This is a genomic window from Pseudotamlana haliotis (assembly GCF_008806375.1).
GTDB lineage: Bacteria > Bacteroidota > Bacteroidia > Flavobacteriales > Flavobacteriaceae > Pseudotamlana > Pseudotamlana haliotis.
This window is the reverse complement of the sequence record NZ_WAAT01000028.1, coordinates 244,368-267,807: the sequence shown is the minus strand read 5'-3', so window position 1 is coordinate 267,807 and position 23,440 is coordinate 244,368. Positions and strand designations below refer to the sequence as shown.

Sequence of the window (23,440 nt, the reverse complement as noted above, 5' to 3'; positions counted from 1 at the left end):
AAAGATTAAAAACAAACATATTACACAACACAACAACCTAACATAAAGCTACGTATAAGAATAGATGAATTCTAAAAAATACGTAGAAACAGTACTTTTTAAGTAGAAAAATTAAGTAGAAAAGAAAATCACTTCATTTAAACTTATATAAAGTGGTCTATGAATTTAAGGAATACAATACCATGATAGGCACGCTCAGTTAAGCATCCAAGAAATAATGATGCTCACTAATTTCGCTTTTTAGTAACTGAATATTAGTCACTGCTATTTTTTTTCCTTTTGCAGAAATAAGCTTTTCCTTTTTTAATGCTGAAAAAATTCGAATAACCTGTTCTTCCGTTGTCCCGGCGTAATCAGCATATTCCTTACGGCTTAAAGGGAGTTTCAAGAAACCATTTAAATCACCAAATTTTCGGTGTAAATATAATAAGGTGTCAATCACACGTTCGCGTACAGTCATTTGAGAAATAGACTTCACCTTATTTTCACTCCTATTAAGCTCATTAGCGTAAAACAGCATCATATTATAGGCAAACTGCGGATTTTCAAGCAAAGCTTCCTGAAGTTCTTCTTTTGAAAAATAACACAAAACGGTATCCTCTAAAGCAATCGCTCCAATAGAATAATACTCTTCGGTACCAAAACCACGATGTCCAATAATTTCTCCTTCCTTAGCGAATCGCACAATTTGCTCTCTACCATTAATACCGGTTCTGAATACTTTAACGGTTCCATTTAATATAAAGAATAAGCCATTTACAGGAGCCCCCTCCATAATAAACTGTTGCCCTTTTTTACATTTTAAAGTGTTCTTACTTTTTACAAACTTAGAATCTAAAGAAGAAGATAAGCTGCTTTTAATTAAGCACTTTTCATTAATACAGGCTTCACAAGACACATCGTTAAGTGCATTGTTTCTTGATTTTAAATGTGAAGCTGATAAAGGCATAATAAAATTTAATTTCCTCAAAAATACGTAACAATACTTAGTTTTTAAAACTATCACTTATTTTTAGGAGTCTAATAAAAAACACCAACCGAAATTATTCAATTGATGTTTTATAGACTTTATATTCCGAAATCAGGAAGTATTTTAAGCTTTCTTCTTATATCTCAATTTCCCCAATTCAATACCAATAGCAGTTTTAGCGAGTATCGTAAAGACAAAGGCTCCCATGGCCCAAATACCAATTGTCACTCCTATTTCTATTCCTGTAGGCGTATATTCTACGATTTTACCATAAGGTCCAGGAATAAAACCAGGAACAATTAAACCAAAGCCTTTTTCAATCCAGATAGCTATAAATAAAAAGAAACAACAGATATAAAGGATTGTGAAATTATTTCTCAACCTATGAAAAGTAAGCAATACAGTTGCTAAGACGTTCAACGGAATAGCAGTCCAAATCCATGGCAACAGAGCATCTTTCCCATGCAGACCAAAAAATAAATAATAAGCACTTTCACTATGATGTGTAGGGGCGTAAAATTCCTTAAACAGTTCTGAAATTAACATGATTAAGTTAATTTGAGCTGCAACAGTAACGACCATTGCAATCTTTCTAAGGGTTTTATCTTGAACTTTGAATTCTGTAAAATTCCTTATAATTGCTAGAACCAAAATAATAAGGGCAGGTCCCGCCGCAAAGGCTGAAGCCAAGAAACGCGGCCCTAACAGTGCATTATTCCAAAACGGGCGCGCCTGCAAACCTTGATATAAAAAAGCGGTAACTAAGTGAATTCCAACCGCCCAAAACACCGATAATATAGCTCCTGGCACATACACACTAGACTTTGCTTCTTTACCTTGATAATGTCTAAAAAGTATATATAACGGTATGGTAAGATTCAAAAACAGATACCCATTAAGTACTAGAACATCCCAAGTTAGCATGGAGTTTGGAAAATTAAACACGCCTATTCCTGGTATCATATGCCATAGCACCGAAGGTCCACCCATATCGGCCACTACAAAAGCCAAACACATTAACAAAGCCGCCACTGCGAGCCCTTCACCTATTAAAACGGCCTGTTTAAAATCTACATCATGCAACACATAGGTAGGCATCACCAACATAACGGCTGCTGCCGCAACACCTACTAAAAAAGTAAAATTAGAAATATAAAGTCCCCAGCTCACACGATCTGTCATCCCTGTTACACTCAAACCTTCACTCAACTGAATGGAATAACAATACATCCCCACCAACATGAGAAAAGTAAGCGCTCCCATCCAAATATGATACCTTAAAGACCCACGAGTTATTGTCGCTAAACTATCTTTAACCAAACTTGTAAAAACTTTAAATCCACTCATGTTTTTAATAATTCTATTATTTAATGTTTATTCGTTGAATCGTTTATTTCTTTAATCGACTTAAGTTTTAAACTTTTCAACTAATAAATTAGCTCAATTAATTCTTTGGTAAATGTTTATTTGTTGAACCGTTACTCCCGATTTAACCGTTAAACGATTCAACATATCAACAACCTTAATCCATAAAATACCAGAACTTAGGCTCTGTACCTAAATCTTCCTTCAGTCTAAAGACTTTCTTATTCTCTAAAACCCAACGAATCGTACTTTTAGGATCTAATAAATTTCCAAAAATTCGCGCTCCAGTAGGGCAAGCTTCAACACAAGCTGGATTTTTACCTGCTCGCGAGCGTTGCACACAGAATGTACATTTTTCCATCACCCCTTTCTTACGCATGCGGTTTCCTAAGTAATGTTGCTTGTGATTAACTTCTGCTTCAGGCACTTCAGGTTTACTCCAATTAAAGCGTCGGCCATCATAAGGACAAGCCGCCATACAATAACGACAACCTACACACCAATCATAATCAACCACTACGAGACCATCATCTTCACGCCAGGTAGCTTGCACCGGACAAACCTCAACACAAGGTGGATTATCACAATGAAAACACTGGGTACCCATGTAAAAATGGCCTTCAGCAGGAACTTCATGGTAATAATTATCATCAGCTTCATTAAAATTAAAGCCTTGACCGTCTTTCATTTCATGAATTCTAATGTATTGCATCTCAGAATCACGGTCTTGATTATTCTCTTCAACACAGGCATTCACGCAATCCATATAACCTTGACACTTAGAAATATTAAAGGCATAACCAAACAACACATCTTCCTCAGCATTTTTAGAAGACATACTGATGTTTTTTCCAGTTCTTAATTCATAAGAGCGCATTAAGCGATCTACAGTGGCGCTTTTTTCATCATCAGACATCAATTTATAGTTGCCTTTAAACTGCTCTTCCCAGTCTATTTGCGCCTTTTCTTTGCTATCGTCACCACTAACCACACTACATGATGTACTTACAGCACCTGCTCCAATAAGCAAACTCGCAGTTAATTTCTTAAAGGCGGTTCGTCTATCCATTTTCACATCAAAAACCTGATCAAAGCCGTCTTTTTTGGTTTCTTCTCCTATAGAAGCATTGATAGCCGCTTCAGCAAATTCTTCATCAGTCATTTGGTAACCATCAGAATCGACGGTATCTGGCGTGGCGTGCGAACCACAACCACCTGAGGTTTTTCCGCAGCCACAAGACCCAGACCCCGAAGGCGTTTCGTTATTTCTACCAAAATTTAAAGAAAACCACTTTTTACTCATGTCTTAAATGTTTTAAAATCTTCGTACTATTTTCTATTTTCTTTCTTCTTCTGTAACCGTATTAAATCGTGCTGGCCATCTAGACTCAAAGCCCGGTTTATGTGGATTATGACAATTCACACAAGTCATTGCTGCTCGTGGTGGCGCCCAGCCCCCAATACGTTTACCATGCGCCCCACCTTTCCAATCTTCAAATTGCTTACTATGACACTGGCTACACAGCTGATAACTCTTATTGAAATCTATATCATTACCTGTAAGACTTTTTAACTCGTTCATATTATTTGGGTTATGACAAGTCATACAATTCATAGCATTTTCATTGGCGTGTACCAACTTCATATCCCAGTGTGCCTTTTGAACACCTTCGGTATGCATATCACTTAAAGGTTTGGAATGGCATTCTGTACAGGCATAAGATCTAATTTGTCCTTTACGTTCTGGAATCAAAAAAGTATGTTCACCTTCGGTGATTTCAACCATATCTATACCGTCCAAATATTTTTCAGATGAAATCGATGTACCATGGTAATTTTCACCTTCGGCATTAATCTTTTCAATAACACCATGGTATTTGCCTTCACCATGCTTACATGAGAAACAGCAGATTAAAAAAACAAAGCCATAAATGATTCTATTCATAATATCTCTATTGCACTTCATTAGTTTGCATTCTTTTAAAAGTTCCTATATCGGTCATCTCCTTATTATTAGGAACATGACACTGGCGGCAGTTTACGCGTTCGGGATGTGTGACCCTTATTTCCTCTGGAGCTGCAGGTCCCGCATGACAGGCCAAACAATTTTCATGTAATTGAATTTGATGCGGAATTATTGGCGGACTCCCGGTAAGCGCATTGTTCATACCAACACCAGCCGCTGGAGCCTTAACCTTTTTAAAATCGTTGGCTACAAATAATTTTTCGGTGAGTACTGGTACGTGACACTGTCGGCAATTCACTAATTCTGGATGTGGTGTCACTGGGGCATAGGCGCTAAACTTATCTACAAAACCACCATTTTGATGGCATTTTAAACACACGTTTTCCCCCATACTACGCTCATTCGCCACAGGATGGGGAATACTAGGCGGCGCCCCATGAAACGCTCTATTATCATAATACGTTTCTAAAGACCGCTGATGCGCTTCATCTACAGGCATGTTTGCATAATCTAAAGCATATTCTGCGCGCTTAAACACCCCTTGTTCAGATGGTATGGCGTAGGTCCTGTCTTGGGGTTCAAGTGGCACGTAAGCCTCCTCCAAACCTTCTTGATAACTATAGCCCCAAATAACAATAAATGCTATAAAGAGAATTACAAAAAACGATATGATACCCAATCTCTTTTTCATCCTTAAACTTTTTCAACTTTAACCGCACATTTTTTATAATCTGGCTCTTTTGAAATCGGACAAAAAGCATCTAAAGTCACATCGTTAATTAACATATTTTCATCAAAGAACGGTACAAAAACCTGTCCTTTGGTTGGCAAACCTCTTTCATTAATTGCCGCTGGCAATACACAAGAGCCTCTTCTAGAAGTCACTTTAAGCTTTTCTCCATTAACGATACCTAAACGTTCGGCATCATCGGGATGAAGTTCAACATAAGCATGAGGCACGGCTTTGTGAAGCACAGGAATTCTTCGAGTCATAGACCCTGTATGCCAATGCTCAATAACACGTCCGGTATTCAACCAGAAAGGATATTCATCATCAGGAATCTCTGGTGCTGGTTCATAAGGCCGTTGCCAAATCACCGCTCTTCCATCTGGTTTGCCGTAAAAGTGAAAATCTTTATCATTAGTACAAGCAGGATCATATTTTGCATTGAAACGCCATTGTGTAGACTTTCCATTCACATAAGGCCAAATCGCGCCAGATTGCTTTTTCAAAACCTCTAAAGGTGCCATACCGTGTTTAGCCCCTTCATGAAACTGACGGTACTCATTAAAAATCTCTTCAACGTGATTTTCTCTAGAATATGGAAACAATTCACCATACCCCATACGTTTAGCTACTTCGATAAACATCCAGGCATCCGGCATGGTATCACCAGGACCTTCCACCATTTGTTCCCAATACTGAGTTCTACGCTCTGAATTACCGTATAAACCACCTTTTTCGATATGCCAAGATGCGGGTAAAATAACATCAGCCACATCGGAAGTTGGCGTAGGAAACACATCAGAGACCACCACAAAACAAGAGTCTTTTTGCATTCCTGGACGGTAACGACTTGTTTTTGGCAAGGAAACTAATGGATTTGTAGCTTGTGTCCATATAAATTTAATATCGCCACGATCTACCGCTCTAAACATTTCTGTTGCGTGATAGGTTGGCTTAGAAGGAATGCGCTCCACAGGAACCTTCCAAATTTTAGCAGCCATTTCACGGTCTTTAGCATTAGTAACAACACCATGTGGCAATTTATGAGTAAAGGTCCCTACTTCTCTTGCAGTTCCACAAGCAGACGGCTGTCCTGTTAAAGAAAATGGACCGTTTCCAGGTTGCGAAATCTTACCTGTTAATAAATGAATATTATAAACTAAATTGTTAATCCACGTCCCTCGAGTATGCTGGTTCATACCCATACACCAATACGAAACCACTTTTGTGTTTGGATTGCCATAAATTTCAGCCAGATATTTAATATCTTTTACTGATACTCCAGAGTATTTTGATACTTTTTCTGGCGTATAATCTTCTAAAAAGTCTTTATAAGCTTCAAAATCAATTTGAGTAGGTTTATCGGTAAAGCTGTAATTATCTTCTAATCCATAGCCCATATCGGTTAAGCCTTTATTGAAATTCACATGGTTTTCAACAAAATATTTATTGACCCAACCATGATTAATTATTTCATAACAAATGGCATTGGCTACCGCTAAATCTGTTTGTGGTTCAAACAATATCGATTTATTTGAAGCCATACTCGAACGTGTTGTTCTAGTTGCAAAATCTATAATTTTAGCACCTCTTCTATTTTTTTGCTCTAACATTCTAGAGAACAAAACCGGGTGCATTTCAGCCATATTATTACCCCAAGTGATAAAATAATCAGCGTGATCGATATCTTCATAGCAGCCCATAGGTTCATCAGCACCAAAACTGGTTAAAAAACCAGTAACTGCACTTGCCATACACAAACGGGCATTACAATCTAAATTATTAGAACCTATAGCCCCCTTCATTAATTTAGAAGCTACATAACCTTCTGGAATTGTTGACTGCCCAGAGGTGTACATAGCAACAGAATCTTTACCATGAGTATCCATGGTTTCCTTCATTTTATTAGCCACAATGTCTAAGGCCTCACTAATAGGCATTTGCACATATTTCCCATTTTTCTTAACAAGTGCATGGGTTAAACGGTCTTCGGCTTGAATACACATAATTTGGTGATAGCCCTTAACACAAAGCAAGCCTTTATTTACAGAAGAATTAGGATCCCCCTTAACCGCTACAGCTTTTCCTTTATCAACACCTATTAAAACACCACAACCTACACCACAAAAACGACAAGGGCCTTTTTTCCAATCTAAATCGCCTCCATTAGTTAAATCACGTTCCTGCTCTTCAGCAAATATGATTCCTGGGAACATGGTTGCTGCCGCGGTCATCGCTGACATGATGGCCATTTTTTTAATAAAACTACGTCTGTTGGTTAACGAGGTATACATATTAATTGCTTTTAGGTGTGTCAAAACCAGAAACCATTGCCAAAAGTTTTAAACTAGCAATAGATTCTATCTGTTCTTTTAAATTTTTATCTTCTGAAATATCATTGGTATCAGTAACCACTATAAGTAAATCTTCGTTCTCTGCCGGAATGACTTCGCAGTGACTTAAATTGGTTAAAGCGGCATGTAGTTCAGCCTTTTTACCGTCTTGTGGATGTGCTAAATAGCTTTTAATTGGCATATTCCTAAATTGTTGTTAAGTTCTTTAAAGATATGATAAAATTATGTTAAATAAAAAATGAATAAACTGACATTGATCATATATCAAAAAAAAATGAATTCGCTATATTTGCGCAGACATAACGAAGCCAAATACCATGATTTCTATTTCCGAAGCCATTTCTAGAGTAAAAAACCAAAGAAAACCACTTGTAGAAAAATGCATTAAACCCGTTGAAAAAGCTGGTGGTTATTTGCTATTTGAAGACATAAAATCACCCATTAACATGCCGCCGTTTAGGCAATCAGCGATGGATGGTTATGCCTTAAATCTTCATGATGAACTATCTTATAAATTAACAGGAGAAATTAAAGCTGGTGATAGCCAACAGTTTCAATTAAACCCAGGAGAAGCGGTACGTATTTTTACAGGAGCAGCCGTTCCTGATTCTGCCAATGCCGTAATGATGCAAGAAAAAGTGCAAAATCATGGTAAAACGATAGACATCGAGCATCAAATTGATTTAGAGCTGAATATTCGTCTGCTTGGCGAGCAAGTTAAGACCGGAGACATGGCCTTAAAAAAAGGTACGAAACTCACTCCCGCTGCCATTGGCTACCTCTTATCTTTAGGAATCACTGAAGTTTCGGTTTATAAAAAACCAAATATTGCACTGGTAACCACAGGGAACGAACTTATTGAACCCGGACTAGCACTCACGCATGGAAAAATTTACGAAAGTAATTCAAGAATGCTTCTAAGCGCTCTTTATAACTTGAAGTTTTACGACATCACATTATATAAAGTTGAAGATGATTACAATAAAACCGTTTCCACTTTAGAAACAGCCATAAACGACAATGACCTGGTCTTAATAACAGGAGGAATTTCGGTAGGTGATTACGATTTTGTTGGCAAAGCATTAAGCGAATTAAATGTTAAGGAGCTTTTCTATAAGGTAAAACAAAAGCCTGGAAAACCTTTATTCTACGGAAAAAAAGAAGACACACAAATTTTTGCCCTTCCGGGGAATCCTGCTGCGGCACTCACCTGTTTCTATGTGTACGTTTACATTGCTTTGCAAAACTTAATGAATCGAGAGGAAACAGAACTCCCAAGAGTTGAAGCAACATCTGTTTCCAGCTTTAAAAAACGTGGCGACCGTCCGCAATTTTTAAAAGCCATACACCAAGGAAACCAAGTTGAAATTTTAGAAGGTCAAAATTCATCTATGCTTCAAACATTTGCCCTTTCAAACGCATTGGTACATATGCCTGGTGAAGTTTCAGAAATCAATGAAGGTGATACCGTTGAAGTCATTATTCTTCCGCAATAAAAAACAAACTATGGGATATAAAATTAAAAGCCGCATTTGGATAGAATCTGATGACAACGTGCTTCTCGGCGAAGGTCGCGTGCATTTACTAAAAGCCATTCAAGAGAATGGTTCGCTTTCAAAAGGTGCAAAATCTTTAAATATTTCATACAAAAAAGCTTGGGGTTTGTTGGATTCCGTAAACAAATCGGCCAAGGAACCTGTAACCATAAACTCTGTTGGCGGCAAAGGCGGCGGCGGTGTAGAACTTACCGAATATGGCCAAAAACTGATTAACACTTTTGACGAAATAAACAAAGATTGCTGGAAGTTTTTGGACGAACAGCTCGCTAAGTTTGAGGAGTTATGAGGAGGAGAGTAGTAAAGTTTCTAGGAGTCAAAGTCGCAAAGTCTCTAAGAGGCAAAGAAGCTACATAATAACTAAAAAAATGAAACAACATAAACCAACACATTACAAACCTCAAACTTTGAAACTCTGTAACTCTGTAACTCTGCTACTTTGAAACTTTGAAACTCTGAAACTCTGAAACTCAAAAAAAAATGCTCCAAAACGAAAACATATACCTCTTCCTAGCCGTACTCCCCTTGGTGTCTTTCCTCTACGCGAGTGTTGGTCATGGTGGTGCGAGTGGTTATTTGGCATTGATGGCACTGTTTTCCTTTGCTCCTGAATCTATGAAACCCACAGCTTTATTGCTGAATTTATTCGTGGCAGGCATATCGTTTTACTATTATTATAAAGCCGGATATTTCAATAAAAGGCTATTCACCTATTTCGCCATGGCTTCTATTCCATTGGCTTTTTTAGGCGGCACTATTGAAGTCGACGCTTCTATTTACAAAAAGATATTAGCGGTTCTGCTCATATTCGCCATTTTAAAAATGCTGAATGTTTTCGGAAAAGAAAGCGACAAAATAAAAGCCATTAAACTTTGGCAAGGGCTCATTGTTGGTGGGATAATTGGATTCTTCTCCGGACTTATTGGTATTGGTGGTGGTATTATTTTAACCCCTGTCATTTTACTTTTACACTGGGGTAAAATGAAGGAAGCCGCAGCAGTTTCGGCACTGTTTATTTGGGTGAACTCGGTGGCTGGGTTAATCGGACAAATAAGTAGTGGTGTGACTATTGAAAAAGAGAGTTTTCTTTTAGTAGCTATTGCGCTCGTTGGCGGAATTTTAGGCGGTTACTACGGCAGTAAAAAAATAAACAACAGCAAATTACGATACATTTTAGCCTTTGTGCTTAGTATAGCATGTGCTAAATTATTTTTCACATAAATGATAGAAAAAAAAGACATTACAGGCATTATTTTATCTGGCGGAAAAAGTAGCCGTATGGGTTCTGATAAAGGTTTTTTAAACCTTAACGGAAAACCATTTGTGCAATACAGTATTGATGCGCTTGAACCTCTTGTTTCTGAAATCATTATTGTTTCCGACCATTCGGAATATGATAAATTTGGATACCGAAGAATTACAGACTCCATTAAAAATGCAGGACCTGTAGCAGGAATTTCAGCAGGTTTAGAAGCTTCTAAAACCACTTTTAACCTAGTTTTAAGCTGTGATATTCCACTAATAACCACTGAAGTTTTAGAGAAACTTATTCAAAATACTAATAATAAGCATGATATCATTCAAATTGAAAGCCAAGGAAAATCTATGCCTTTGATTGCATTATATAAAAAATCGTGTGGTTCTATTTTTAGAAAATTAGTTGAAGAAAATGAAAGACGTTTGCGTGTTGCCGTAAATACCTGTAAAGTAAAAAATGTGGTTTTAGAATCGAAGGATGAAAAAACGACTATGAATGTGAATACCCAAGAAGAATTAAAACAATTGAAGGATAATATTAACGATTTACTCGATTGTGCAAATAAAACGATTAGATAACTATAAAAATAAGGACGCTGTACAAAAAGTATTAGAGTACGTCATTCTGAATTTATTTCAGAATCGCATCATATTGATAACCAATTATTATGAGAACCTGAATCCCCGTGCCTGCCGGCAGGCAGGAGTTCAGGTTGACGACAACTTTACTTTTTAGAAGGTCTCAATTGAAAGATGATTTTAACCATTAAATATTTCGGACAAATTGCTGAAATCACTCAGAAAGATGAAGAGTCTTTAACCTTTTCTGGTAACCTTATATCTGAACTTTTAGACCTACTGCATTCAAAATACAGCGGTTTAAAACTGAAGGAATTTCAGGTGGCTCAAAATCAAGAATTGGTAACTTTGGACACTGAATTATCAGGAGCAGAAATTGCTTTGTTACCGCCTTTTGCGGGAGGATGATGAAAAATTGTTTAACTGTTTATTTGTTTAATCGTTTAGCCGATTTTGAAGGATTAAACAAATAATTAATTGAATTTAGTGTTTCAACATTTCGACAAGCTCAATATGACACACGCTAAACATCAATCATTTCTCTTTAGTATAAAACTTTAGATAAATAAAAAGAATTAATAGGTAGGATGAGATTCCTGCCTTCGCAGGAATAAAAATTATGAGATACAACAGACATATTATTTTATCGGAAATTGGCCAAGAAGGTCAAGATAGAATTTCTAAAGCTAAAGTATTGGCTATTGGCGCTGGCGGACTTGGGTGCCCGATTTTGCAATACCTTGCTGCGGCTGGGGTTGGAACGCTCGGTATTATCGATTTTGATACGGTAGACCTTTCCAATTTACAGCGTCAGGTTTTATTCGGAACGGCTTCCTTAGGACAAAATAAAGCCCTTGCTGCCAAAGAACGCTTAGCCGATTTAAACAGTGACATCACCATTAACACCTATCCTGAAAAGTTAACACATAAAAACGCCATTGCTTTATTCGAACAGTATGATATCATTGTAGATGGTTCCGATAATTTTGAAACGCGCTATTTAGTAAATGATGCCTGCGTCATCACCAATAAACCGCTTGTTTTCGGGTCTATCTATAAGTTTGAAGGTCAAGTTTCGGTGTTTAACTATCAAAACGGTCCTTCATACCGCTGTTTGTTCCCAAACCCTCCAGAACAAGGAGCCGTGCCCAACTGTTCTGAAATTGGTGTACTAGGCGTACTTCCAGGTATTATAGGTACCATGCAAGCCAATGAAGTTTTAAAAATTATTTTAGGCATTGGGCAAGTGCTTTCTGGGAAATTACTGTGTTATAATGCTCTAACGCTTCAAAACCACATTTTAAAAATTCAACGTTCCGAAGAAGCGATTCAGTCGGTTTTAAAAGACAAAGCAAACTTCCATAAAAAACATGTTGAACCCGTAAATTGTGCATTAGAACCCGTTTCTGTTTCTATTACAGACATTAAAATAAACGAAAACATACAATTTGTAGACGTTCGCGAAGCTCATGAACAACCAAAAGTTGAAGGCGTTTCAGTAATTGATATTCCCTTAAGTGAACTGGAAGACGAGTATATCAACATCGACCCTTCTAAAAAGGCATATGTTTTTTGTCAGGCAGGAATACGAAGCGAACACGCTGTAGAACGACTTGAAGAATTGGGTATTACAAATTGTTTTAGTCTGATTGAAGGTGCTGCGGAAATTAATGATTATTTGAATGCGCAATTGGAGGAAAAACCAGTGAAATCATAAAATTTATAATAACAAGACCCTTCAGGATTTAAAAACCTGAAGGGTTTGAAAAAACATAAACCATGGAAACTAAAAAACCTAAAAACATCTTTAAATACGGCGCGATTTCCTCTGAATTCATAGGAAATTCGATATACAAACATCAAACCAAAACAAGTATTGGTGCCCATAATATTTTCTTAGGCCAAGTGCGTGCCGATGATATCGACAGAAAAATCGTTGCCGCCATTGAATACACAGCCTATGAAGACATGGCCAACCAAAAATTTCACGAGATTCGCGAAGCTGCTTTCGAAAAGTTCGACCTTACCTGCATGCACATTTACCACAGTTTAGGCACAGTAAAAGCAGGTGAAATTTGCTTATTCGTATTCGTATCCTCACCAAGGCGCAAAGTGGTTTTTGAAGCCTTAGAATACATTGTTGAAGCGATCAAAGCCGATGTTCCCGTTTTTGGAAAGGAGATTTTTGAAGACGAAACACATCAATGGAAAAAAAACACATAGGTGTTTTTTGTTTAACCGTGTATTTGTTTAATCGTTGAACCGGATCATAAATTATGTTACATACGTTTTCATTTGAAAAATTAAGGGTTTGGATAGATTCCAAGGAATTAGTAAAAATCATATATCAAGTTACTCGGAATTTTCCAAGTGAAGAGAAATTCGGATTAACCAATCAATTACGACGTGCTTCCATTTCTGTTGCATCTAATTTGGCTGAAGGCACATCTAGAAATACAAATAAAGATAAAGCACACTTCACAACAATAGCTTTTAGCTCTCTAATGGAAGTTTTAAATCAAATAATAATAGCCAAAGAATTAAATTTCATTGATGACAATAATTACCAAGTCATTAGAAGTGAAATTGAGAAAATCGCAAACAAATTAAACGCTTTACGACGGTCACAGTTAAACAAATAAACGATTAAACGAATAAACAAACAACATCATAAAAAATGGTTGACATCACCCACAAATACACAACACTAAGAACTGCAGTAGCACAAGCCGTGGTAAAAGTTAGTAAGCAAGAAACTATTGAAGCTATTAATAACGATACGGTTCCTAAAGGCAATGTGTTTGCTATGAGTAAAGCAGCTGGACTTTTAGGCGTAAAACGTACTCCAGATATTTTACCGGATTGCCATCCCTTACCTATTGAGTTTACAGGTGTGGAATACGAAATAAACGACTTAGAGATTTCGGTGATTTTTACCGTAAAAACCATATACAAAACTGGCGTTGAAGTGGAAGCTATGCATGGCGCGAGCATTGTGGCTTTGAACATGTACGACATGCTTAAACCTATTGATAAAGGCATCGAAATTCACGCTATTAAATTGCTAAATAAAAAAGGTGGTAAATCTGACTTTAATGACAAATTCAGAAAAGATTTATCCGCAGCAGTCGTGGTTTGTAGTGACACCATTTCGGCTGGTCACAAAGAAGATAAAGCAGGAAAAGCGATTATTGCTAAACTAGAATCATGTGGTGTGAAAATTTCTGAATACGTGATTATTCCAGATGAAAAAGTAGTCATTCAACAAAAAGCAAAAAGCTACCAAGAACGAGGTATCGATATGGTGATTTATACTGGTGGCACAGGGCTTTCAGGTAGAGATGTGACGCCAGAAGCTTTAATTCCTATTTTAGATAGACGTATTCCCGGTATTGAAGAAGCTATTCGTAGTTACGGACAAGAACGCACGCCGTTTTCTATGTTGTCACGCAGTGTAGCTGGAACTATTGAAGACACACTTGTTCTAGCGCTTCCAGGTTCAACAAACGGTGCTAAAGAATCTATGGATGCGATTTTCCCTGGGGTTTTGCATAGTTTTCGTATTTTAAAGGGAGCGAGACATGACTAAAATGTTTAATCGTTGATGCGTTAAATCGTTTAACTGATTACACAATGAAACGAATAAACAGAAAAAAGGTTGAATCAATCGAAAAAAGTTTAATCGTTGATGCGTTTAACTGTTTAACCGATTAAACGAATAAACAGTTAAACGATTCAACAATAAAAAAGAAATGAGCAAAAACACAAACATATTACAAGATTCCCACGGTAGAGATCATGCGTATTTACGTATTTCCCTAATTGAACGCTGTAATTTACGCTGTACGTATTGCATGCCAGAAGAAGGGGTTACCTTATCGCCTAAAAGTGATTTGATGACTTACGAGGAGATTTACCAAATTGCGAAAACCTTCGTTGATAACGGTGTGACTAAAATTAGACTCACAGGTGGTGAACCTTTAATTAGAAAAGACATTCCTGTTATACTTGAAAAACTTGCTACGCTTCCTGTGGAATTATCTATCACATCTAATGCAGTGATTATCGATAAGTTTATTCCCGTGTTAAAAAAATACGGGGTTAACAAAATAAACGTGAGTTTAGATTCTTTAGATGAAAGTAAATTTAAACACATTACCAGGCGCCATGAATTCAAAAGAGTTTATGATAACATTCTACTGCTAGTTAAAGAAGGTTTTACGGTAAAAATCAATGCCGTTTTAATGAAAGATTTCAACGAAAATGAAATCATCGACTTTATAAACTTCACGAAAAATTTACCGGTTTCGGTACGTTTTATTGAGTTTATGCCGTTTGATGGCAACAAATGGGATATGAGTAAAATGGTTTCTTATGCTGAAGTTATGAAACTAGTCCATGAGGCTTTTGAAGAAAACCAAGTGGAACGCTTACAAGACGCACCAAACGACACCTCTAAAAACTATAAAATAAATGGTTACCAAGGTTCTTTTGCTATTATTAGCTCGGTGAGTAATCCGTTTTGTGATTCCTGTAACCGCTTGCGCTTAACCGCTAACGGACAACTAAAAAACTGCTTGTTTTCATCTGGAGAATCAGATTTATTAACCTCTTTACGAGAAGGAAAATCGATTGAACCTATCATACAAAAAGCAGTGCTTTCAAAATTTAAAGTCCGTGGTGGTATGGATACCTTAAAAAAGCTTCAGGAGCCCGAATTACACACTAAAAACAGGAGTATGACGGCTATTGGTGGGTAGATGTTATTTTGTTGAAGTGTTTATTTGTTTAAGCGTTTAACCCTACGCTTTTGCTGGCGCTCGACTGTGTCGGGTGCCGATAAATATAAGAATAATCTGTACTTATAAGTATGCCTTTTTACTTTAGTGTAAACCGAAGAAGAAAAGTTATTCCAACAACATAAAACCCGTTTCATCAATTTTTAAAACTGTATGGTCGTTTTGAAAATTTCTAGCACTTGAATACTTCCAATCAATAGCATTAGTTACAAACCCACTTTCAACAGGGTTATTATGAATATAATCTATTTTCTGCTTTATTACTTTTTCACTCCATAATTCAATTGGCATATTATGATGTTGCCAAAATTGATATTTGGTCACATTTCTCTGCTTTTTCCCTGCTCTCTCAAACATCCACAACAACCACTCTTTTCTACTTTCTTGCGGATTATTTTCTATAGCTTCTATTATTTTTTTAGACGTATATTTTTTAAAGTCTCTTATCATTTCCATTGGCTGTTCATTGGCAGATCTAAATACAAAATGTACATGGCTTGGCATAAAACAATAGCTGTATAATTCCATGCCTTTCTTCTGTCTACAATAATCTACACTGTTTGCTAACACTGTAAAATACAATTGTCTCGTAAATACATCTATCCAATTTACTGTAGCAAAGCTTACAAAATACAAGCCGCTCTTATTATGAAATTTGTACTTCCTACTCATTCCCTAAAAATACAAAAGTTACTCTATTTTTAAAGTAGCTTTTGTATTATTTCTTTTACAACTGTTACGACACCCGACACAGTCGAGCGCTATCGGAGGTGGATTAATAGATTTAGGTATACTTCTTATAATCAATTATACAAATCTATTGAGCAATATTTAAACTGGTATAATACAAAAAGATTACATTCTAGTTTAGGATACATGACACCTCTTGAAAAAGGATCACAATTAAAAGGATTTATTAACAAAGCTGCTTAATATAAAATAGTACCAAATTTATTAGGTAGTCCAGTTACGGCACCCGACACCGTCGAGCGCTATCGGCTCCGTTATGAGTTCAATAAAAGCTCCTGAAAAACCACAAAAATTTAATTAGGATAAATTTGTCCTTTATGAAATTTAGACTTACTTTAGCTAAGACAAATTTATCATATCATTAAGAATGATTTATAAAGTAAACATAATAACGACCAACAATAAGGCTATTGAAATTCCTTTTAGGCGATTTGAATACCCCAACCTTATGGAGTTGATTGTTGAGACCTATTATGAAGATATTGGAGAATGCTTAGGCAGAGGCTTGTGTGGCACCTGTCATGTAAAATTGCAATCTGGTCCATTAAATGATTTCGTAGAACCCGTTGAAAAAGAAACACTAGAAAACATTTCTAATATGGATAAATACAGTCGTTTAGCTTGCCAAATTATGCTCGATGAAAAAATTAATAACCACACTTTTAAAATTATTACAGATAACAACATAAACATATAAATTATGAATACGGCATCAATAATAGAAGACCTTGTATATCAAGAAAACAAACCAGCGATAACTGATTTACTACAAACAAAAAGCTCTAGATGAAAACGCACCTCATGATTTAACTTGTATTTCAGATAGTATCGTTCGTCTATCTCTTTCAATTTTGAATAGTGTAGAACGAGTGAATAAAGTAACTGATTAAAAAAGTATTTGATGTTTTTTAAGTAAAAAATGAGAACTAAAATATGATTATATCACTTATCACTATAACAATAAAAAAAAAGGTAGAAGCTTAATTTCAAACTTCTCTCATTGGGGATAAATAAGGTGAGGTATAATCTGTAGCATTTTCACTTTCCGCTATAAACTTTAAAATTTTAACACGTGACTTCAAGAGTTTCGTAATATAACGCTTCATAAAAAGCCAATCCACTAGTTTTCCTAAGATCCCGTAAGGGCATTCAAAAATAAACCTATCTGTCATGATGGTAATATCTCCTTTTTCCTCAAAAATATGTTCGTGACGATAGGACTTAAACACGCCTAAAACCATTTCATTTACAAAATAATTAGGGCTATCAAAGGCCACAATTTTGGTGGTAAGATGCTGAACGACACCAAAATGATTCGCTTCCCAGCTAATCCACTCCCCTTTAGCTATAAGCCCAGAAGTTTTCCCAGCAACAGGAATCTCATTGGTTCGTTTTAAAGACTCTTTGAGGATATCAATGTTTCGAGCTAAGTCAAAACAGGTTTTCACATCAGAATTGATTTCTGACTCCAAAAGGATTGTAGGCATTAATTAGGTTAAGTTGGTCTTGTTTGTTTCGCAAAAATAATCAAATTCTTGTCTTAACAAAATTTAACTTTCTTTTAACAAAAAGGTTTAACCTTACATTTACACGTTGAATAAGAAATGCATGACATCGCCATCTTTCACAATGTAATTCTTTCCTTCTACACGCATTTTTCCTGCTTCTTTAACTTTTGCTTCACTACCATACTCAACATAATCATTGTAAGCGATCACCTCAGCACGAATAAATCCTTTTTCAAAATCAGTATGAATCACACCTGCGGCTTGTGGTGCAGTAGCTCCAATATCAACCGTCCAAGCACGCACTTCTTTAACACCAGCAGTGAAGTAAGTTTGCTGATTTAATAATTTATATGCTCCACGGATAAGTTTAGCAGAACCTGCTTCTTCTAACCCGATGTCTTGAAGAAACATTTGGCGCTCTTCGTAATCTTCTAATTCATTAATATCAGCTTCGGTTCCAACAGCCAAAACAAGTACCTCAGCATTTTCGTCTTTAACCGCTTCCTTAACCTGCTCTACATAAGCGTTTCCAGTAACCGCAGCACCTTCATCAACATTACATACATACATTACAGGCTTATCGGTAATAAACTGTGATGGCACTACAAACTCTTCATAATCTTCTTCTGAAAACTCTAAAGCTCTCACAGATTTTCCTTCTTCTAAAGCTTCTTTTATTTTTAATAAAACAGCTTCTTCCTTTTGGGCTTCTTTGTTCCCGGTTTTAGCAGCACGTTTTACTTTATCTAATTTCTTTTCAGCCGTTTCAAGGTCTTTAAGCTGAAGCTCCATATCAATGGTTTCCTTATCACGAATAGGGTTTACATTACCATCAACATGAACAATATTATCGTTATCGAAACAACGTAACACATGAAGAATCGCATCGGTTTCACGAATATTGGCTAAAAATTGATTACCTAAACCTTCACCTTTACTCGCTCCTTTTACTAATCCAGCTATATCCACAATCTCTACAGTTGCAGGTAACACGCGCTCTGGGTTTACCAAAGACTCTAATTTCTCTAAACGCGGATCTGGAACGTTCACCACGCCAATATTTGGTTCAATGGTACAAAACGGAAAGTTAGCACTCTGCGCTTTAGCATTTGATAAACAATTGAATAACGTTGATTTTCCTACGTTTGGTAATCCTACTATACCTGCTTTCATGTGAACTATTTTTTTCATTTCCGTGAAAACGGAAATCTTTATAACAAAGTTTATTTTGCGAGTGCAAATGTAGTTAATTCCTTTATTATTATTTGTAACAATTTTAAGCTTTAATTATTGAATCTTTAAAATCTAGCTTAATGCAAACTAAATCTCTTATGATTATTAAATTCACTCTTGAATCAAAAATGAACTACCCCCTTTTAAACGAAATAAAAAAAATCTTGAGCGGTAAACTCAAGATTTTATGATAATGACTATAAAACAAAAATACCGCCTTATATAAACAACATTATTAGTGTTAACACGACTCCAAAAGCAGTGAAGTACATGCCTTTTTTAAAGATTTTAGTTTTAGGCATAAACATCCAGAAAGATGATACCGCAAAAAAGAAAAGGGACACCCCAGAAAACACATTCAACCAAAATAAAGGCTCTTGTGACGTGGCTTTATGTAAATGCGTCATTCTATTAAGCACATAAGGTAATTCGGCTTTAGTGTAATTAGCAACCCCTGTCGTTTTATTGTATTGGCCATTTTTAAACAAAATTAAATCACCTTTTACTTTTTCTACCTTAAAACGTTTAATTTTTAAGGATCGACCAAGGGCTTCACCTCCTAAATTTGGTTTTATTGTTTTTTCTACTTCAGTTTTACTTTTTAAGAAATCGGTATTTCTAAAAATTAAAATAACGCCACTTAAAGAGTAAACAATCATCACTCCAATTAAGAAAAAGCCTAAATAACGATGTATTATACGCATCCATTTACTTGTCATACTATATTTTTTTTGGGGTTAGACTAAATTATTTTGCAATAGTTTAATCAAGGTTAAAAAAAATATCCCAAGCAAAAGCTCAGGATATTTTAGTCAAATATAAGTTTAATTTTAAATAGCGGCCTCTTGTGTTTTTACAAATTCGGCTACAGCATTTTTTCTAGTTAACTGAATAACACCCAAAATTCCTAAGATAATTGGGCTAGCAGCGAATAGTAAGCTTACTAAAACCCCTAAGGTTGCCGCACCACCTTCTACACTTTCTCCTTCAGGAATTGTTGCCATGGTAAAGGCTGCAAAATCCCATAAGGCGTGTAAAATAATAGCTGGAATAATACTTAATGTTTTAACTCTAACGGCCAAAAATAGTATTCCTGAACTCATGGCCATACAAGCCTGCGCAATTCCTTGCCCAAGTTCTCCTGTTGTAAACACATTCAAAACATGAATGGCACCAAACAGGAAAATAACAATTAAAGCTGCTTTTATAAAGCCTATTTTTTTTGTTAAACTACTTAATAAAACACCGCGAAACATTAATTCTTCTGATATCCCAACAAATAGACAATTGATTAACGCCCACTTATAGCTATCAAAATTAGCGTACACTCCATTTAAACCACTACTAAAAAGTGATAAAACAATTATAAAAATGGGGTAAATTAAAATCCAATTTTTCTTAGTTTTTATTTTGTTTAGCCCTACTATTATGTTTGCTGGGCGTATGTAACTATATACGGTCACTGTTAATGCCGCTAGAAGTAAGTTGACACTAAAACTTTTGCTAATCAAATCAGCTAGTGGCATTTGACCAGGATTCCCGAAAATTTTAGCATAAATAAAAGTAAAAAAAGCCCATAATACGGCTACTAGTAATAAATGAAGTAAAGGTATTTTTTTCATAATAATTAGGTTGGGTTAACCGACTAAATGTAGAGTTTTTCATAACCGTTTCCAACAAAAACAAAAAAGACCACCTTTTTCAAGTAGTCTTTTTATTAAATCTATATCTAAATTTTAATTATCCATCAGGATGCATAAATTTCTGTTTAGCTAACAATTCCTCTTCAGTTTCTTCATGATCATCATCAGGAACACAACAATCTACAGGACATACAGCCGCACATTGTGGTTCATCATGGAAACCTTTACACTCTGTACATTTATCTGGTACAATGTAGTAAACCTCATCACTTATAGGCTCTTGAGCCTCATCAGCATCTACTTCTGTTCCATTTGTTAATACTACTGTTCCATCCAAACTTGTACCATCTTTGTAGCGCCAATCATCTGCCCCTTCGTAAATTGCCGTATTCGGACATTCTGGTTCACATGCACCACAATTTATACATTCGTCTGTTATTATAATTGCCATAGCGTTTTTTCTTTCTAAATTTGCAACAGCAAAAATAACGCCTAAACCTTTCATAACCAAATTCAGGATGCAATTACAGGAAAGAATTAATGCTTTTATAAAATTAGGAGATTTTTTAAGGCAATTTTCTAACGAAGTTGTTGAAAAGAATGATATTGTTGAACACAATGATATTTTCTTCGATGGCTTTAAACATCAATTAAAATTAGCCGAAGAACACAACGGATGGTTTACTAAGGAAAACATCCGCTTTGCATTAAATTCATGGGCTGAAGCCTTAACACTTGACCATTTAAACACGTGGTTAAAACCTTATCATGTTGATAATGTTAGCCCAAAAACAGTAGCCATAATAATGGCGGGCAACATACCTCTTGTAGGCTTTCACGATTTTTTATCGGTTTTAATTACGGGACACAATGTATTGGTTAAACAATCATCAAACGATAAGCAGTTATTGCCTTTCCTAGCCAAATATCTGGAATATGTAGAGCCTCTGTTTAAAGGTAGAATCACCTTAACGGAAGGCAAAGTTCAAAATTTTGATGCGGTCATCGCTACAGGAAGTAATAATACCGCGCGTTATTTTGAATATTATTTTAAAGACAAACCTTCTATTATTAGAAATAACAGAAATTCGGTTGCTGTATTAACAGGAGAAGAAACTGAAGAAGATCTTAAAAACCTATCGGAAGACATTTTTAGATACTACGGTCTTGGTTGTCGCAATGTTTCTAAATTATACATACCAAAAGGCTACCAATTTGATGCTTTTTTTGAAGGCATGTACCATTGGCATCCTATCATTGAAAAAGCCAAATACGCTAATAATTACGACTATAACAAAGCCGTCTATTTAATGAGTGAATTTGACATGCTTGAAAACGGTTTTTTTATGATAAAAGAAGACGAAAGCCTGGCCTCTCCTATCGCGACTGTTTTCTATGAATATTATGAAAATAAAAACGAATTAGAAGCGAAACTAGAAGCCAACAAACAGCAAATTCAATGTATTGTCTCTAACGGATTTACGAAAAACGAAATTGCTTTCGGAGCCACTCAAAAACCACAACTTTGGGAATATGCAGATGATGTGGATTCTGTTGAATTTTTATTAGCGATTCGATAAAACTTTTATAGAATTTTTAATTAAAAATAAGGAATTAATTAAGACCTTTACATCTTAATTTTTACCAAGAAAAATGAAAAAACATAACTTTAGTGCAGGACCTAGTATTTTACCACAAGAAGTTTTATTAAAAGCTTCAGGAGCAATTGTAGATTATAATAACAGTGGATTATCCTTAATTGAAATCTCACACAGAAGTAAAGACTTCGTTGAGATTATGGAAAACGCTAGAGCTTTAGCTTTAGAGCTTTTAGGTCTAGAAGGAAAAGGTTATACAGCCTTATTTTTACAAGGTGGAGCAAGCACACAGTTTATCATGACCGCATTAAATCTTTTAGAAAATAAAGCAGGTTACATTAATACTGGCGCTTGGAGTGGAAAAGCAATTAAAGAAGCTAAAAAAATAGGTGAAATTATTGACGTGGCATCTTCTGCCGATGCTAACTTCAACTACATCCCTAAAGGATTTGAAATTCCTTCAGATTTAGATTACTTACACTATACCTCTAACAATACCATTTTCGGAACACAGTTTAAAGACATCCCTCAAACCGATGTACCTTTAGTGTGTGATATGAGTAGTGACATTTTCTCAACAACTTTAGATTTTTCAAAATTTGCTATCATTTATGCCGGTGCTCAAAAAAACATGGGACCAGCAGGAACAACACTTGTTGTTGTTAAAGATGAAATATTAGGAAAAGTATCTCGTGATATCCCTTCAATCTTAGATTACCAATTACACATCAAAGCAGGTAGTATGTACAACACGCCTCCTGTTTTTCCTATTTACACCTCTATGTTAACTTTAGAGTGGTTAAAAGGATTAGCTGGTATTGCCGGAATTCAAGAAGAAAACGAAAAGAAAGCAACCTTAATGTACTCTGAAATTGATTTAAATCCATTATTCAAAGGATTTGCAGCAAAAGAAGATCGTTCTACCATGAATGCAACGTTCAACTTAACTGATGAGAGCTTAAAAGACACTTTCGACACCATGCTCAAAGAAGCTGGAATTAGCGGTGTAAACGGACACAGAAGTGTTGGTGGATATAGAGCCTCTATGTACAACGCATTGCCTCTAGATAGCGTAAAAGCGCTAGTAGAAGTCATGAACGAATTAGAAGCTAAAGCATAATATAGCTGTTTCGCT

The 23,440-nt window shown here is 35.8% G+C and carries 26 protein-coding genes and 1 pseudogene; 14 read left to right on the top strand and 13 right to left on the bottom strand.

Going from position 1 to position 23,440, the window contains the following annotated elements:
- Positions 1-199 precede the first annotated feature (199 nt).
- The 7 genes from F6U93_RS05360 to F6U93_RS05330 form a co-directional block, all read right to left on the bottom strand.
- Positions 200-949 (bottom strand): Crp/Fnr family transcriptional regulator, encoded by a 750-nt coding sequence (locus tag F6U93_RS05360; RefSeq protein WP_150937572.1) that lies wholly within the window; start codon positions 947-949, stop codon positions 200-202.
- 144 nt (positions 950-1,093) lie between these two features.
- A complete protein-coding gene (dsrP, locus tag F6U93_RS05355) occupies positions 1,094-2,317 on the bottom strand; it encodes a sulfate reduction electron transfer complex DsrMKJOP subunit DsrP (protein WP_150937570.1) in 1,224 nt (407 codons plus the stop codon).
- Between the two features lie 175 nt (positions 2,318-2,492).
- Positions 2,493-3,638, bottom strand: coding sequence for a 4Fe-4S dicluster domain-containing protein (locus F6U93_RS05350; RefSeq protein ID WP_150937568.1), 1,146 nt, complete (start codon positions 3,636-3,638; stop codon positions 2,493-2,495).
- Positions 3,639-3,671: 33 nt separating this feature from the next.
- On the bottom strand, positions 3,672-4,301 hold the full coding sequence (locus F6U93_RS05345; RefSeq protein ID WP_225312573.1) for a cytochrome c3 family protein: 630 nt from the start codon (positions 4,299-4,301) through the stop codon (positions 3,672-3,674).
- On the bottom strand, positions 4,288-4,992 hold the full coding sequence (locus tag F6U93_RS05340; RefSeq protein ID WP_150937567.1) for a nitrate reductase cytochrome c-type subunit: 705 nt from the start codon (positions 4,990-4,992) through the stop codon (positions 4,288-4,290). The genes F6U93_RS05345 and F6U93_RS05340 overlap by 14 nt, the downstream gene beginning before the upstream one ends.
- A gap of 2 nt (positions 4,993-4,994) precedes the next feature.
- Positions 4,995-7,322 (bottom strand): molybdopterin-dependent oxidoreductase, encoded by a 2,328-nt coding sequence (locus F6U93_RS05335; protein WP_150937565.1) that lies wholly within the window; start codon positions 7,320-7,322, stop codon positions 4,995-4,997.
- Between the two features lies 1 nt (position 7,323).
- A complete protein-coding gene (locus F6U93_RS05330) occupies positions 7,324-7,563 on the bottom strand; it encodes a hypothetical protein (protein ID WP_150937563.1) in 240 nt (79 codons plus the stop codon).
- Positions 7,564-7,699: 136 nt separating this feature from the next.
- Here F6U93_RS05330 and F6U93_RS05325 point away from each other — a divergent pair, with 136 nt between their 5' ends.
- From F6U93_RS05325 to moaA, 10 genes are all read left to right on the top strand, one after another.
- Positions 7,700-8,878 carry a molybdopterin molybdotransferase MoeA gene (locus F6U93_RS05325; RefSeq protein WP_150937561.1) on the top strand — a complete coding sequence of 393 codons (1,179 nt, stop codon included), beginning with the start codon at positions 7,700-7,702 and terminating at the stop codon, positions 8,876-8,878.
- Between the two features lie 10 nt (positions 8,879-8,888).
- Positions 8,889-9,227, top strand: coding sequence for a winged helix-turn-helix domain-containing protein (locus F6U93_RS05320; protein WP_150937559.1), 339 nt, complete (start codon positions 8,889-8,891; stop codon positions 9,225-9,227).
- A gap of 191 nt (positions 9,228-9,418) precedes the next feature.
- On the top strand, positions 9,419-10,159 hold the full coding sequence (locus tag F6U93_RS05315; RefSeq protein ID WP_150937557.1) for a sulfite exporter TauE/SafE family protein: 741 nt from the start codon (positions 9,419-9,421) through the stop codon (positions 10,157-10,159).
- Positions 10,160-10,774, top strand: a complete 615-nt coding sequence (gene mobA / locus F6U93_RS05310) for a molybdenum cofactor guanylyltransferase (protein WP_150937555.1) — start codon at positions 10,160-10,162, stop codon at positions 10,772-10,774.
- 174 nt (positions 10,775-10,948) lie between these two features.
- Complete coding sequence (locus F6U93_RS05305) at positions 10,949-11,182, top strand: MoaD/ThiS family protein (protein WP_150937553.1); 234 nt, start codon at positions 10,949-10,951, stop codon at positions 11,180-11,182.
- 211 nt (positions 11,183-11,393) lie between these two features.
- On the top strand, positions 11,394-12,491 hold the full coding sequence (moeB, locus tag F6U93_RS05300; RefSeq protein WP_150937551.1) for a HesA/MoeB/ThiF family protein: 1,098 nt from the start codon (positions 11,394-11,396) through the stop codon (positions 12,489-12,491).
- Positions 12,492-12,553: 62 nt separating this feature from the next.
- The gene (locus F6U93_RS05295) at positions 12,554-12,997 is read left to right on the top strand and encodes a molybdenum cofactor biosynthesis protein MoaE (protein ID WP_150937548.1); all 444 of its coding nucleotides are present in this window, start codon (positions 12,554-12,556) and stop codon (positions 12,995-12,997) included.
- A 53-nt stretch (positions 12,998-13,050) separates the two neighbouring features.
- Entirely contained in the window at positions 13,051-13,416 is a 366-nt protein-coding gene (locus F6U93_RS05290) for a four helix bundle protein (protein WP_150937546.1), read from the top strand.
- Between the two features lie 35 nt (positions 13,417-13,451).
- The gene (moaCB, locus tag F6U93_RS05285) at positions 13,452-14,363 is read left to right on the top strand and encodes a bifunctional molybdenum cofactor biosynthesis protein MoaC/MoaB (protein WP_150937544.1); all 912 of its coding nucleotides are present in this window, start codon (positions 13,452-13,454) and stop codon (positions 14,361-14,363) included.
- Positions 14,364-14,526: 163 nt separating this feature from the next.
- A complete protein-coding gene (gene moaA, locus F6U93_RS05280) occupies positions 14,527-15,534 on the top strand; it encodes a GTP 3',8-cyclase MoaA (protein ID WP_150937542.1) in 1,008 nt (335 codons plus the stop codon).
- 147 nt (positions 15,535-15,681) lie between these two features.
- Here the strand turns inward: moaA and F6U93_RS05275 are convergent, their stop codons facing one another.
- Positions 15,682-16,245, bottom strand: a complete 564-nt coding sequence (locus F6U93_RS05275; RefSeq protein ID WP_150937540.1) for an REP-associated tyrosine transposase — start codon at positions 16,243-16,245, stop codon at positions 15,682-15,684.
- A gap of 99 nt (positions 16,246-16,344) precedes the next feature.
- Here F6U93_RS05275 and F6U93_RS05270 point away from each other — a divergent pair.
- Positions 16,345-16,506: pseudogene (locus F6U93_RS05270) on the top strand (integrase core domain-containing protein); the annotation flags it as partial.
- Between the two features lie 184 nt (positions 16,507-16,690).
- Complete coding sequence (locus F6U93_RS05265) at positions 16,691-17,020, top strand: 2Fe-2S iron-sulfur cluster-binding protein (protein ID WP_150937538.1); 330 nt, start codon at positions 16,691-16,693, stop codon at positions 17,018-17,020.
- 289 nt (positions 17,021-17,309) lie between these two features.
- On the opposite strand, the gene F6U93_RS05255 is transcribed toward F6U93_RS05265, so the two are convergent.
- From F6U93_RS05255 to F6U93_RS05235, 5 genes are all read right to left on the bottom strand, one after another.
- A complete protein-coding gene (locus F6U93_RS05255) occupies positions 17,310-17,810 on the bottom strand; it encodes an SRPBCC family protein (RefSeq protein ID WP_150937536.1) in 501 nt (166 codons plus the stop codon).
- Positions 17,811-17,909: 99 nt separating this feature from the next.
- Positions 17,910-19,004: a redox-regulated ATPase YchF gene (gene ychF, locus F6U93_RS05250; protein WP_150937534.1), complete on the bottom strand. Its 1,095-nt coding sequence runs from the start codon at positions 19,002-19,004 to the stop codon at positions 17,910-17,912.
- A 278-nt stretch (positions 19,005-19,282) separates the two neighbouring features.
- A complete protein-coding gene (locus tag F6U93_RS05245; RefSeq protein WP_150937533.1) occupies positions 19,283-19,783 on the bottom strand; it encodes a hypothetical protein in 501 nt (166 codons plus the stop codon).
- A 111-nt stretch (positions 19,784-19,894) separates the two neighbouring features.
- The gene (locus F6U93_RS05240; protein WP_150937531.1) at positions 19,895-20,686 is read right to left on the bottom strand and encodes a CPBP family intramembrane glutamic endopeptidase; all 792 of its coding nucleotides are present in this window, start codon (positions 20,684-20,686) and stop codon (positions 19,895-19,897) included.
- A 118-nt stretch (positions 20,687-20,804) separates the two neighbouring features.
- Positions 20,805-21,158 carry a 4Fe-4S dicluster domain-containing protein gene (locus tag F6U93_RS05235; protein ID WP_150937529.1) on the bottom strand — a complete coding sequence of 118 codons (354 nt, stop codon included), beginning with the start codon at positions 21,156-21,158 and terminating at the stop codon, positions 20,805-20,807.
- A gap of 67 nt (positions 21,159-21,225) precedes the next feature.
- On the opposite strand from F6U93_RS05235, the gene F6U93_RS05230 reads away from it, so the two are divergent.
- On the top strand, positions 21,226-22,287 hold the full coding sequence (locus tag F6U93_RS05230; RefSeq protein WP_150937527.1) for an acyl-CoA reductase: 1,062 nt from the start codon (positions 21,226-21,228) through the stop codon (positions 22,285-22,287).
- A 73-nt stretch (positions 22,288-22,360) separates the two neighbouring features.
- Entirely contained in the window at positions 22,361-23,425 is a 1,065-nt protein-coding gene (gene serC / locus F6U93_RS05225; protein WP_150937525.1) for a 3-phosphoserine/phosphohydroxythreonine transaminase, read from the top strand.
- The last annotated feature ends 15 nt before the right edge of the window (positions 23,426-23,440 follow it).